Here is a 12,507-nt window from a genome sequence, read left to right as displayed (position 1 = left end):
AGTGTTTCGGCATGGCACGACCACGGCGCATCGTCCTTGTCCGACACGGGGAGTCAACGGGCAATGTTGATGACACCGTGTACGAGCGTGAACCGGACCACGCACTGGCTCTGACCGAGCGGGGCTGGCGGCAGGCGGAGGAGACGGGGAAGACCCTCCGGGAGCTGTTCGGCTCCGAGCACGTCAGCGTGTACGTCTCGCCCTACCGGCGGACACACGAAACCCTCCGCGCGTTCCACCTCGACCCCGACCTGATACGGGTGCGCGAGGAGCCCCGGCTGCGCGAGCAGGACTGGGGCAACTGGCAGGACCGCGACGACGTCCGCCTGCAGAAGACCTACCGTGACGCCTACGGGCACTTCTTCTACCGCTTCGCCCAGGGGGAGAGCGGGGCCGACGTCTACGACCGGGTCGGCGGCTTCCTGGAGAGCCTCTTCCGCAGCTTCGAGGCCCCGGACCACCCGCCGAACGTCCTCATCGTGACCCACGGCCTCGCCATGCGCCTGTTCTGCATGCGCTGGTTCCACTGGACGGTCGCCGAGTTCGAGTCGCTGTCGAACCCGGGGAACGCCGAGATGCGCGTGCTCCTTCTCGGAGACGACGGCAAGTACCTCCTTGACCGGCCGTTCGCCCGGTGGCGAGACCCGGAGCCGTACGGGATCAGCGGATAGAGTGGCAGGAAGATGACCGCTGACTCCTCTCCCGAAGGGCGCCTGGAGCGTGCCCTGGCCGGCCTGCGCGGACTCGCGGTGGGGGACGCGCTGGGCTCGCAGTTCTTCGTGCCGGCGAACTACCCGCTGCTGAAGCGCCGCGAGCTGCCGCCCGGCCCCTGGCAGTGGACGGACGACACGGAGATGGCCTGCTCCGTCGTCGCCGTCCTGGCCGCCCACCACCGCATCGACCAGGACGCACTGGCCCACTCCTTCGCGGAGCACCACGACTTCGACCGCGGCTACGGCCCGGCGGTCAACCGGCTGCTGCGGCTGGTCCGGGAGGGCGGCGACTGGCGTGAACTGTCGGCCGCACTGTTCAACGGTCAGGGGTCCTGGGGCAACGGCGCGGCCATGCGCATCGCCCCCCTGGGCGCCTGGTACGCCGACGACCCCGAGCAGGCGACCCACCAGGCGGAGATCTCCGCCTATCCCACGCACCAGCACCGGGAGGCCGTGGTCGGGGCCATGGCCGTCGCCGTGGCCGCCGCGCTGGCCGGCTCGCCCGACGGGCCGCCCAGCCCCGAGGCACTCCTGGACGGCGTCATCGCCCTCGTCCCGAAGAGCGCCGTAGGGGCCGGCCTTCGCCGGGCCCGGGACATGCTCGACTACGGCGACGCCGCCACCGTCGCGGCGGTCCTGGGGTGCGGGCGGCGCACGACGGCCCACGACACCGTGCCCTTCGCTCTCTGGTCCGCCGCCCGGTCGCTGGGCGACTTCGAGAAGGCGTTCTGGACCACGGCCCAGGTGGGCGGAGACGTGGACACGACCTGCGCCATCGTGGGCGGCGTGCTGGCATCGGGGAAGGCGGGGGCACCTCCGAAGTCCTGGGCGGAGCGGGTCGAGGCGTTCCCGGCATGGGTGCCGACGGCTGTGTGACGGTGCCCTGAGGCGCGGCCGGGTCCTCCGGTAGAAACTGTCTGTGCCCGGTGGGAACTCAGCGTGACCGCGCGCTCGTTCTTCGGGTGTCCGCTGTGCGAGATCTGCGCACAGGAGGGCGTCCGGGAGAAGTGGGGACGGCTGAAGGGTCGGGGGTGGGGCATGCGGTTCGTGCCGGCGGTGGTGCTGGTCGTGCTGTTCGTGACCGGTCTCTGGTCTGTGGGGTCGGCGTGGTCGGTGAGAGCCCGGCGGGCGCCGACTCCGACGGTGCGGCGAGGCGCGGTTCCGCCGACCGCCGGGGCGGGGGGACCGCCCGGCTCCGAGCGCGTGCGCACGACGTTCGTCCTGACGTGCGTCGGCGACGGCCCGAAGCCGGCCCGTGAGCCCTGTGTGTCGTCAGCCGGCCATGGGTCCCGCCGTGCCGGACAGGGCCTCCAGGTCGCTCTTGCGGACCCGGATCACCAGCCATGCCGTCACCAGGGCGAGCGCGGCCATCGCGGCGGCCGGTACGAAGGCCGTAGAGATGCCCTGCGCGAGGACCTCGTGCCCCCAGGGCGCGGGAAGCTGGTGCTGGGTGGCGAAAGCGGCCTTCTGTTCCGCCGACCCGTGCGCGAGGAAGTCCGGCAGCTGCCTCTCCGCCTCGTCCTTGCTCGCCGAGCCGAAGACGGTCGTCAGGATGGCCAGTCCCAGCGACCCGCCCACCTGCTGCGTCGCATTGAGCAGGCCGGACGCGGCACCCGCCTCGTGCTGGGCGACACCCGACACCGCTGTGACCGTCGCCGTCACGAAGTTCAGACCCATGCCGAACCCGAAGGTGACCATCGGTCCGAGCACCCCACCCGTGTACGAGCTGTCGGGGCTGATGAACGTCTGCCAGGTGAGGCCGATCACCACGAGGGCGGAGCCGCCGAGCATGAACGGCTTGGGCCCCAGGACGGGCAGGAGCCGCTGCGACAGGCCCGCCCCGACCGCTATCGCGAGGGTGACCGGAAGGAAGGCGAGCCCTGCCTTGATCGGGCTGTAGCCCAGCACGTTCTGTACGAAGAGAACGATGTAGAAGAACATGCCGAACATGGCCGCGGCGAGACTCAGCATGATCACGTACGTGCCGGAGCGGTTGCGGTCGGCGAACATCTTCAACGGCGTGATCGGATCCGTCGCCCGCATCTCCGTGAAGACGAACGCGACCAGCAGGACCAGGGCGAGACCGAAGGCCCCAAGGGTCAGGCCGTCGTCCCACCCTTCCTCCGCCGCGCGGATGAAGGCATACACCAGGGAGGCCATACCGACCGTCGAGGTCAGCGCGCCCGCGATGTCGAAGCGGCCGGGGTGACGTTCGGACTCGCTGATGTACAGCGGGGTGAGCACGGCGATGAGGACGCCGATCGGCACGTTGACGAACAGCACCCAGCGCCAGTCGAGCCACTCGGTGAGCATGCCGCCGGCGAGCAGCCCGATGGCGCCGCCGCCCGCGGACACCGCGGCGAACACGCCGAAGGCCCGGTTCCGTTCCGGACCCTCTGGGAAGGTGGTGGTGATGAGCGCCAGCGAGGTGGGCGAGGCGATGGCACCTCCGATGCCTTGCAGGGCGCGGGCGGCCAGCAACTGCCAGGGCTCCTGTGCCACTCCGCCCAGGAGCGAGGCGAACGTGAAGAGCAGGATGCCGGCCAGGAAGACCCGGCGACGGCCGAGGATGTCACCGGCTCGGGCGCCGAGCAGCAGCAGACCGCCGAAGGTGAGCGTGTAGGCGCTGACCACCCAAGTGAGATCGGTGGTGCTGAACCTGAGCGCGTCTTGAATGTGCGGGAGCGCGATGTTCACAATCGTCGCGTCGAGTACCACCATGAGTTGGCACGCGGCGATGACGGTGAGCGCGATGCCCGGGTGTCCTTGCCGACGGGCTGCACCCGCACCTGGTTTCTGATTTCCGACTAACTGAGAGGTCGTCACTATGGGTCCCCCACAAAGGCGTTAGTGAACGCTGGCGTTCACTGTTGCGCCAACGGTAGTGAGTCCCCAGTAGTGAACGCAAGCGTTCACTTGAGGGGCCGTCCCCCGACCTGCCCTCGTCACTGCCGCCTGGCGCCTCTCTCCCCGCGATCCCCCTCCCCTTCCTTCCTCTGCTCGCTGGAGACACTCAGATGGTTACTTCGCGCTGGACTGCCGCCCCCGCTCGGGCGGCCTCCTCGCGCCGGCGTGGCGCCGTACTCGAACGCGCGATCCTCGATGCCGCTCTGGAGCAGCTGAGTACCGTCGGCTGGAACGGCCTCACGATGGAGGGGGTCGCGTCCGAGGCGCAGACCGGCAAGGCTGCCGTGTACCGCCGGTGGCCCTCCAAGGAGGATCTGGTCGCGGACGCCCTGCGTGCCGGGCTGCCCCGGCTGGACACCGTCCCCGACCGGGGCGGTGTGCGTGAGGACCTGATCGTGCTGTGTAGGACGGCGCGTGACGCGATGATGTCCAGACCGGGGCTGGCGGTGAGGTCGATCATTCACGAATGCGATCCATCGCAGGTGGAGCGCTTCCATGCGCTGATCGTGAAAGGGGTGGTGGAGCCGACGGTCAAGGTCCTGCGTGAGATCATCGGCCGTGGAGTGGAGCGGGGGGAGGTGCGATCCGGGGCGGCGAACGGTTACGTCCTGGACGTCATTCCGGCCATGATGATGTACCGATCGAAGATGTGCACGAGCGAATGGAATGATCGGGATCTGGAGGAGTTGGTCGACCAGCTCATGCTGCCGTTGCTGCGACCCGGCGCAGGGTGAGGGGAGCCCGGACGCGCTCGCCGCGGGCAGGGGAGCCGCACAGGGAAACCTGGGTGTCGCGAGAGGATCCAGGCGGCGTACCCTAAGGGCGCCATGCCGTACGAACCGCCTACTCACACCGTCGAGCGCTCCCTTCGCGCCACGACCGGAGCGAAGGTCATTGCCGGTGTCGACGAGGTGGGCCGGGGTGCGTGGGCCGGTCCCGTCAGCGTCTGCGCGGCGGTCACCGGACTCCGCCGTCCTCCCGTGGGGCTCACCGACTCCAAGCTCCTCTCCGTCAAGCGCCGCACCGCGCTCGCCGCGGAACTGGAGAAATGGGTGACCTCGTACGCTCTGGGTCACGCCTCGCACGAGGAGATCGACGACCTGGGGATGACGGCCGCGCTGCGGCTCGCCGCCGTACGCGCTCTGGACGCTCTTCCGATCCGTCCCGATGCGGTGATCCTCGACGGGAAGCACGACTACCTCGGTGCTCCCTGGAAGGTCCGCACGGTGATCAAGGGCGACCGGTCGTGTGTGGCGGTCGCGGCGGCTTCGGTGATCGCCAAGGTCCAGCGCGACAAAATGATGGCCGAACTGGGTATCGACCATGCAGACTTCGGATTTGCGGACAACGCCGGGTATCCGTCGCCCGTGCACAAGGCCGCACTGGAGGAGCGGGGCCCCACCCCGTACCACCGCTTGTCGTGGGCGTATCTTGATGCGCTGCCCCAGTGGCGGCATCTCAAGAAGGCCCGAAGCTGGGCGGACGGACGCGTTCCGGAGATCGAGGGTCAGCTCGGCTTCGACTTCTGACGATTCCGCTCGCACGTATGTGCCACCCGCTGGCGCGAGCCGCACCAACGTTTGATAAATAACAGCTCATGCCTCTCATTCCCGAGGAGCCTCAGATTCACGAGAGTGCCCAGGGTCCCCGCGCCACTCCGGCCAGCGGCCGCACCGCGCCGACCCCTCGTCCCGTACCCGGTCCCCGTCCCGCGGCTCCGTCGCGTCCCGGGCGTCCCGGACCTCAGCGGCCCGCGCCGCCGGTGCAACGCGTACCGCGCGACGTCGCCGCCAAGCCCGGGCCCCCGGCCCCGGCCGTCCCTGTCCCCTCCGCGGCTGCCTCCGCGGCTCCCCAGATCCAGTTGATCCCGGCTTCGGCCGAGGGCGCGCTGGATGCGGCTGAGGAGGCCCTGGACCTGCTCCTGGACGCGGGTCGCGCCCCGGGGGAGGTGCTGGTGATCACCACCGGTGAGCAGCACCCCTGGGCCGCCCACGAGCTGTCCTTCGGTGAGGCGTCCTACTGGGCGCAGCACGAGGCGGGGGACGACGTCTTCTACGCGGACGCCGCCGTCGTGGACCGGGCAGGAGTGCGTCCCGTGGTCGTGGTCGCCGTCAACGGCGGTTCCGAAGTCACGGCGGCCACCGTCCTGCCGTTGGCCCACAAGCGGGCCGGTGCCCTGCTGATCGTCTGCGGCGACCCGCAGCAGATCAACGCGGTGCTGGGCGCGGGCGTCTGATCCCGTCCCGGTCACCTGGGACGGCACCAAACCGGTGGAGGTGTCGCGGCTGCGGTACCTCCACGGTCGTCCTCGGTGTGCGCGGATGACGTGAGTCTCGGCGCGTACGTCTCGGCATGCCGCGGGAGATGTGCGCCGACGGCGCGTCGGACAGGCGTGCCGGGCGGTGCTCGCAAGGAGACCGCCGTATGTGCCGCCGCCGCGGGCGGTGTCCGCTTCCGCGGCGGCGGCACATACGGCGGTCGGCCCGGGCTCCTCGTCCCTCGGAAGGGGATCGAAAGGACGGGCGGGTTCCGCTGCGGCTCCTGTGTCCGGCCGAAGGGCCTCAGCGGGCGGCCGCGCGGCGCAGAACCTCCGAGGCGACGCCACCGGTGCGGGGCAGCGGAGGCGGGGCCTCCGACAGCCCGAAGGGCTCCGGAGCCGAATCCGCGTTGGGCCGGCGGCCGCCCCGGCCCTCACCCAGGACCTGCCAGCCGTCCCGCGTCAGCGTGATGTACGCCCCACAGCGCAGGCCGTGCAGGGTGCAGGCGTCGCGCAGCCCCCACATCCAGGCGCCGTCCTCCTCCGTCCAGCGTGCGTCGCCGTCGCGGCAGTAGAGCAGCACGGCGGTGCGCACCGGTGTGCGGCGCCGCAAGTCGTGCGGGATGACCCGGCGCAACTGTGCGAGCAGCGCGTTGCGGAACATCCAGCCGTCGGCGGACGCCTGACGCCGGGTGAAGGAGGCGCTGGCCAGCAGCCGCTCGTCGGGATCCAGTACGGCCACCACGGCGGTGGACGGCCTGGGCCGATGGCGTGCGTGCAGCCCGCTGACGACCTCCCGCGGACTGCGCAGCAGCGGAATGCCGGCCGCGGCCCACTCGGCAGGCTCGAGCAAGCGGTTGGCGGAAGCGGCGGACGTGGACGTCGACAACGATGCCGCCGAGGACGGAGCAAATCCGAGGGTCACGAGCCTCCCTTCGGCTACGGCCCACACTGCGGGCGGGTCGGTTTCGGGGGAGCGCACACCACGGCAAAGCCCTACCGGACCACGGGCGAGCCATGCGGGGGGAGCGGAACTCAATTCTTCCTGTCGAACTGGGATGCGGCAACGAGCAATTGGGGCCACCGGCCGTTATATGGCGGTGCGGGTCTTATATCCCTACCCACTGGGTGTGCCATGACGCGTCCGCCCGCCGTACACGTCTGGTTCACCCATCGTCGTGGTGGTGTTCCCGATGGCGCGCCGTCGGCAGGTGGAGACCTCGCGTCGTCGGGCGGCCGCGGTGCGGGCGTGGCAGCCGGTCCGGGCAGCACCTGGTCACGGACGTCCGGCGATCGTCCGGCGAGGCGGAAGCCTGGGAGCCGGTTCCGCCCGAGCGGTCCCGCGATCAGGACGGCGATCGTGATGAGAGCGAGCTGCCGGGCGGCGGACCACAACAGCCGGCCGCCGTCCGACGCGGCCCGGTCCTCCCCGGCGGACACCGTACCTGTCGGATTGTCGTCTTCTCCGTCGGCGTGGAAGTGGAGCGTGCGGTCCAGCAGTGCAGCTGCGAAGATCCGCATCCGGGGAGAGGAGGATGCCCGCGTCGCATCAGCATGCCAGAGCGGTCGGGTGGTGGGGGCGGCAGGCCGCAGGTCGATCGGTGCGAGGCCCGTGGACCGTTGGTGAGCCGGGTGTCACTTGGCGTGAGGTGGCCGATTGTCAGTGCCATCGGGTTGCATGGAGGCATGGACGACCTGGAGCTGCGCACCGAAGCCGACACCATCCTCGCCGAGCTCGTCGGTGACCCGGCGGGTTCCGCTCGGCTGCGGGAGGACCAGTGGCAGGCGGTGGCTGCCCTGGTGCGTGAGCGCCGGCGAGCGCTGGTGGTGCAGCGCACCGGCTGGGGAAAGTCGGCGGTGTACTTCGTCGCCACCGCCCTGCTGCGCCGGCGCGGCTCCGGCCCCACGGTCATCGTCTCGCCACTGCTGGCGCTGATGCGCAACCAGGTCGAGTCGGCGGCGCGGGCCGGTATCCGGGCGCGCACCATCAACTCGGCCAATCCGGAGGAGTGGGACACCATCCACGAGGAGGTCGAGCGCGGCGAGACCGATGTCCTCCTGGTGAGTCCGGAACGTCTCAATTCCGTGGACTTCCGCGAACAGATGCTGCCCAAGCTCGCGGCCACGACCGGTCTGCTGGTGGTCGACGAGGCGCACTGCATCTCCGACTGGGGACACGACTTCCGGCCGGACTACCGGCGGCTGCGGGCGATGCTCGCCGAGCTTGCGCCCGGCGTACCGGTACTGGCCACGACGGCGACGGCCAACGCGCGGGTCACGGCGGACGTGGCCGAGCAGCTGGGGACCGGTGCCGGCGAGGCACTGGTGCTGCGCGGCCCGCTCGACCGGGAAAGCCTGAGACTGGGTGTGGTCCAGCTGCCGGATGCCGCGCACCGGATGGCCTGGCTCGCCGAGCACCTGGACGAGCTGCCGGGGTCCGGGATCATCTACGCGCTGACGGTGGCGGCGGCGGAGGAGACCACCGCCTTCCTGCGGCAGCGCGGCTTCCGCGTGGCCTCCTACACGGGGCGCACGGAGAACGCCGACCGGTTGCAGGCCGAGGCCGACCTGCTGGAGAACCGGGTCAAGGCGCTCGTCGCCACGTCGGCGCTGGGCATGGGCTTCGACAAGCCGGACCTGGGCTTCGTGGTCCACCTCGGCTCGCCCTCCTCGCCGATCGCCTATTACCAGCAGGTGGGGCGTGCGGGCCGCGGTGTGGCCCACGCCGATGTGCTGCTGCTGCCGGGCAAGGAGGACGAGGCCATCTGGCGCTACTTCGCCGACACCGCCTTCCCGCCCGAGGCGCAGGTCCGGCAGACGCTGTCGGCCCTCGCGGGGGCGGGACGGCCGCTGTCCGTGCCGGCCCTGGAGGCGTCGGTGGACCTGCGGCGCAGCCGGCTGGAGACGATGCTGAAGGTGCTGGACGTCGACGGCGCGGTCAAACGCGTGAAGGGCGGCTGGATCTCCACCGGTGAGCGGTGGGTGTACGACGCCGACCGGTATGCCTGGGTCGCCCGGCAGCGCGCGGCGGAGCAGCAGGCCATGCGCGATTACGTGAGCACGGACGGATGCCGGATGGAGTTCCTGCGCCGGCAGCTGGACGACGAGGGGGCGACACCGTGCGGCCGCTGTGACAACTGCGCGGGAGCCTGGGCCGACGCATCCGTCTCGGCGGAGACGCTGACCGGGGCGGCGAAGGAGCTGGACCGCCCGGGGGTGGAGATCGAGCCGCGCCGGATGTGGCCGACGGGAATGCCCGCACTGGGCATCGACCTCAAGGGGCGCATCCCGGCCACGGAGCAGTGTGCCACCGGGCGCGCGCTGGGACGGCTCTCGGACATCGGCTGGGGCAACCGGCTCCGTCCGCTGCTGGCCGAGAACGCCCCCGACGGGCCCGTCCCCGACGACGTCCTGCGGGCGGCGGTGGCGGTCCTCGCCGACTGGGCGCGGTCGCCCGGTGGCTGGGCGCCGGACGTTCCGGACGCCTCGGCCCGGCCGGTCGGAGTCGTCGCCGTGCCGTCTCTGGCCCGCCCGCACCTCGTCGGCTCGCTCGCCCAGGGCATCGCGTCCGTCGGCCGGATCCCGTTTCTGGGGACACTGGCGTACACCGGCCCGGACGGCGCCCACGCTGCACGCCGCAGCAACTCCGCCCAACGCCTCAGGGCACTGTCCGGCGCCTTCGCCGTCTCCGAGGACCTGGCCGCCGCCCTGACCCGCTCCCCGGGCCCCGTCCTGCTCGTGGACGACTACACCGACTCCGGCTGGACCCTCGCGGTCGCCGCCCGTCTGCTGCGCCGGGCGGGCAGCGAACAGGTCCTTCCCCTGGTGCTCGCCGCGGCGGGCTGAGCCTGTCCGAGTCTGCTGACATCCTTGGGTGGTGCTCCTGACCGATCCCAAGGGTGTCGTGTTCTTCGACGTCGACGGCACCCTCGTCCGACGACGATGACCTGCGCAGCGTGATCCCGGCCCTGAGCCGCCTGGACCGGCGGCTCGGACTCCGGTGGTGCTCGCTGACGTGGACCGGACGGGACGTAGGCCACCCAGGGCGACGGCGCGTGCCGCTCACGGCCGTGTTCCGGACGCCACCCAGCCGGCGGACGTGGGCCGCCCCGGCGGTCCGGGACGGTGGCGTGAGGGGGCGCCATGACCAACGGCCACCTGAGTGACGTGTCCCTGATCGGACTTATCCACAGGGCAAAGCGGAGGATGGCGATCCGCGAGATCGTCGGCGCATGACGAACCACAGCGAAACCACGGGATCCTCCGAGAACGGCGACATCATCGGCGCTGACGGATACGACGTCCAGGATGGACCTACGCATGACGGCCGGGTCGGGAACGACGGTGTCCCGTACGACGGCCATGACCCGTGCGACGGGCGAGCCCCGTACGAAGGGCGAGCCCCGTACGAAGGGCGGCAACCGTCCTACGACCCGGGCCCCGCACACCAAGTGACCCTGCGCACCCCGGCGGAACTCGCCGACGCCCTTCCCTACCTCCTCGGATACCGGCCCGAGGACAGCATCGTCCTGGTCGCCCTGCACGACCGGGACGGGCGGGGCCGGTTCGGAGGGCGCGCCCGGCTCGGCATTCCCACGAGCCCGGACGACTGGGCCGCCGTGGCCAGGCAGTTGGCGCAGGGACTGGTGACGGGCAGCGAACGCAGGGGTGCCCGTCCCGCCCAGATGGTCGCCTATCTCTGCCAGGAACCGGCGAAGGGCGGGACGGGCCGCCAGGTCATGGAGCGGCTCCGACCGCTGGCCCAGCAACTCCGCATCGAATGCGGCCGGCTCGACATCCCCGTCATCGAGGCTCTGTGCATCTCCGAGGGCCGCTTCTGGTCCTACTGCTGCGCGGGCCAGGGCTGCTGCCCGGTGGAGGGGGCGCCGATGGGCCTGCCCGGCACGTCCGTCATGGCGGCGGCGGCCACCTACGCCGGCATCCAGGTCCGCGGCACGCTGAGGGAGCTGAGGGCCCGTCTGCTCCCTCTGGAGAACGGTGCGGCGCTGGAACAGGAACTCGCGCTCGACGCCGCCGGCAGGGGGCTGGTGCCCCGGATCCTCGAGGACGAGAGCCGCGCGGCCGTGAGGGAGGAGACGATCGCGTTGGCCGCCCGCGTCATGCGGCGCCTCACCGAGGCGCCGCCCGTGACCGGGGCCCTCGTGGCGGATCACCGGGACGACGAACTGCTGGCCCCGGACGAGGCGGCGACGCTCATTCTCGGCCTCCAGGACCGAGTGACGCGCGACCGCGCGGCCGAGTGGATGGAGGGGGACGAGGCAGCACCCGCTCTACGGCTGTGGCGCGCGCTCGCACGCCGTTGCGTCGGGTCCTACGCGGAACACGCGGCGGCGCCGCTCACGCTCGCGGGGTGGGTCGCCTGGTCCAGCGGTGACGAGTTGGAGGCCCGGGAGGCCCTCGCCATGGCCCTGGGAGCGGACCCCGACTACCTCTTCGCACGCCTGCTGCACCAGGCCTGCAACGAGGGCCTCGACCCGGAGTCCGTCCGGCGCTGCCTGCGGTCGGAACGCGCGGAGCGCGGCAGGAGCGTGACGGAACGGGCCGACCCTTCGATCGAGGACACGGGAGGGGAGAAGGCCGACGGGTGGTGTGGCGGCCACGCGGACGGTGAGGCCGATGGCCCCGATGTTCCCGGTGTGGCGGAGGATGTCACCGCGCCCGAGCCGTCGCACGTGAGCGCACCGGTGGCCGAGTCGGCGGGGACGGCTCCGGCGGCGACCGGGTCGGCGACGGGCCGTCGCCGTCGCCGTACGCGCTCCTCGGGGGCCGCCGGCGGCCACCCGCGGTCGGAGGCAGGGCAACGTCCCGAGCCACGAGCCGACACGCTCCGCCCCCGCACCCCTGCCCGTGGCACCGGTCCCGCCGCACCCGCACGGGGCGAGTCCCGACCCCGTTCCCGGGGCGCGATCCGAACCCCAGGCCGGCCTCGAGGCGCCTGCACGGACGGCGTGCAGACCGACGGAGGTGAGACCAAAGAGATGGGGTGAGGCTCCGTCGGTACCGCGCCGGGCGAAGCCGACACACGGTTGCTCGGCCATCGGCACCCGTTCGCCGAGCACCCGTCCGGCATCCGTTCGGCGAGCACCCGTCCAGTACCCGTTCGGCGAGCAGCCATCCGGCGCCCGTTCGCTGAGCAGCCGTCCGGCGCCTGGCCGTCGGGCGGCCGTCCCTCCTGCGAACCGCCCCGCCGAGGAACCGACCTGCGGCCGGCGACCGGCGGCCGGTGACCTGCCGCCGGTGACCTGCGGCAGCCGGCAGCTGGCAGCCGACTGCCAACCCGCCCGCGGCCGCCATTCGGTGGTGGCCTCCGCCTCGGGCGTGACCTGGGCGAGCCCCGCCCCGTTCACCTGAGTGGCGGAACGCCCGTGCGGGGCGTGCCGCCACAGCGCACCCTTCGTGCCGGAGCCTTCCACCGGCGCCGACCATGCCCGAGGCGCACAGAGAGCAGAAGAAGCCACCGTATGCATCAGCCGACTCCGCCCTCCGCCGTCGACCCACGTCCCGCCTCCGACAGCTACGAGCCTTTCCGCTCCCCGGGCGCCGAACCGCCGTTCACGGACGGGCCCCTCCCGCCGCCCGGCACAGCACGTCCGCCCGCCCCCGCCGCGC

10 protein-coding genes are annotated in these 12,507 nt (G+C 71.8%); 8 read left to right on the top strand and 2 right to left on the bottom strand.

What is annotated here, in order from left to right:
* The first annotated feature begins 11 nt into the window (after nt 1-11).
* Together ACFYWQ_RS13290 and ACFYWQ_RS13285 are read left to right on the top strand one after the other, a co-directional pair.
* Nucleotides 12-671 carry a histidine phosphatase family protein gene (locus ACFYWQ_RS13290; protein WP_389515770.1) on the top strand — a complete coding sequence of 220 codons (660 nt, stop codon included), beginning with the start codon at nt 12-14 and terminating at the stop codon, nt 669-671.
* Between the two features lie 12 nt (nt 672-683).
* Complete coding sequence (locus tag ACFYWQ_RS13285; protein WP_389515768.1) at nt 684-1,589, top strand: ADP-ribosylglycohydrolase family protein; 906 nt, start codon at nt 684-686, stop codon at nt 1,587-1,589.
* A 396-nt stretch (nt 1,590-1,985) separates the two neighbouring features.
* On the opposite strand, the gene ACFYWQ_RS13280 is transcribed toward ACFYWQ_RS13285, so the two are convergent.
* Entirely contained in the window at nt 1,986-3,539 is a 1,554-nt protein-coding gene (locus tag ACFYWQ_RS13280; RefSeq protein ID WP_389515766.1) for an MFS transporter, read from the bottom strand.
* A gap of 191 nt (nt 3,540-3,730) precedes the next feature.
* Here ACFYWQ_RS13280 and ACFYWQ_RS13275 point away from each other — a divergent pair, with 191 nt between their 5' ends.
* The 3 genes from ACFYWQ_RS13275 to ACFYWQ_RS13265 all read left to right on the top strand — a co-directional run bounded on the left by ACFYWQ_RS13275 (nt 3,731) and on the right by ACFYWQ_RS13265 (nt 5,856).
* Nucleotides 3,731-4,354 (top strand): TetR/AcrR family transcriptional regulator, encoded by a 624-nt coding sequence (locus ACFYWQ_RS13275; protein ID WP_389515764.1) that lies wholly within the window; start codon nt 3,731-3,733, stop codon nt 4,352-4,354.
* Nucleotides 4,355-4,447: 93 nt separating this feature from the next.
* Complete coding sequence (locus tag ACFYWQ_RS13270) at nt 4,448-5,149, top strand: ribonuclease HII (RefSeq protein ID WP_389515762.1); 702 nt, start codon at nt 4,448-4,450, stop codon at nt 5,147-5,149.
* 68 nt (nt 5,150-5,217) lie between these two features.
* Entirely contained in the window at nt 5,218-5,856 is a 639-nt protein-coding gene (locus ACFYWQ_RS13265) for a hypothetical protein (protein ID WP_389515760.1), read from the top strand.
* A gap of 325 nt (nt 5,857-6,181) precedes the next feature.
* Here ACFYWQ_RS13265 and ACFYWQ_RS13260 read toward each other — a convergent pair whose 3' ends face one another.
* Entirely contained in the window at nt 6,182-6,802 is a 621-nt protein-coding gene (locus ACFYWQ_RS13260) for a hypothetical protein (protein ID WP_389515759.1), read from the bottom strand.
* A gap of 761 nt (nt 6,803-7,563) precedes the next feature.
* On the opposite strand from ACFYWQ_RS13260, the gene ACFYWQ_RS13255 reads away from it, so the two are divergent.
* The 3 genes from ACFYWQ_RS13255 to ACFYWQ_RS13245 all read left to right on the top strand — a co-directional run bounded on the left by ACFYWQ_RS13255 (nt 7,564) and on the right by ACFYWQ_RS13245 (nt 11,885).
* Nucleotides 7,564-9,723 (top strand): RecQ family ATP-dependent DNA helicase, encoded by a 2,160-nt coding sequence (locus ACFYWQ_RS13255; protein WP_389515757.1) that lies wholly within the window; start codon nt 7,564-7,566, stop codon nt 9,721-9,723.
* 462 nt (nt 9,724-10,185) lie between these two features.
* Nucleotides 10,186-10,332 (top strand): hypothetical protein, encoded by a 147-nt coding sequence (locus ACFYWQ_RS13250; RefSeq protein WP_389515755.1) that lies wholly within the window; start codon nt 10,186-10,188, stop codon nt 10,330-10,332.
* Nucleotides 10,329-11,885 (top strand): DUF4192 domain-containing protein, encoded by a 1,557-nt coding sequence (locus ACFYWQ_RS13245; protein ID WP_389515753.1) that lies wholly within the window; start codon nt 10,329-10,331, stop codon nt 11,883-11,885. Before ACFYWQ_RS13250 ends, ACFYWQ_RS13245 begins: the two co-directional genes overlap by 4 nt.
* Nucleotides 11,886-12,507 lie beyond the last annotated feature (622 nt).

The sequence above is a fragment of the Streptomyces sp. NPDC003247 genome (assembly GCF_042888135.1).
Classification (GTDB): Bacteria; Actinomycetota; Actinomycetes; order Streptomycetales; family Streptomycetaceae; genus Streptomyces.
Note: the sequence above shows the minus strand (reverse complement) of the source record. Positions and strands in the feature narration are given on the sequence as shown.

Bases quoted from the DNA above. Each gene is read 5' to 3' on its own strand.
- ACFYWQ_RS13290 (WP_389515770.1), top strand. From the start codon at position 12: ATGGCACGACCACGGCGCATCGTCCTTGTCCGACACGGGGAGTCAACG.
- ACFYWQ_RS13285 (WP_389515768.1), top strand. From the start codon at position 684: ATGACCGCTGACTCCTCTCCCGAAGGGCGCCTGGAGCGTGCCCTGGCC.
- ACFYWQ_RS13275 (WP_389515764.1), top strand. From the start codon at position 3,731: ATGGTTACTTCGCGCTGGACTGCCGCCCCCGCTCGGGCGGCCTCCTCG.
- ACFYWQ_RS13270 (WP_389515762.1), top strand. From the start codon at position 4,448: ATGCCGTACGAACCGCCTACTCACACCGTCGAGCGCTCCCTTCGCGCC.
- ACFYWQ_RS13265 (WP_389515760.1), top strand. From the start codon at position 5,218: ATGCCTCTCATTCCCGAGGAGCCTCAGATTCACGAGAGTGCCCAGGGT.
- ACFYWQ_RS13255 (WP_389515757.1), top strand. From the start codon at position 7,564: ATGGACGACCTGGAGCTGCGCACCGAAGCCGACACCATCCTCGCCGAG.
- ACFYWQ_RS13250 (WP_389515755.1), top strand. From the start codon at position 10,186: ATGGACCTACGCATGACGGCCGGGTCGGGAACGACGGTGTCCCGTACG.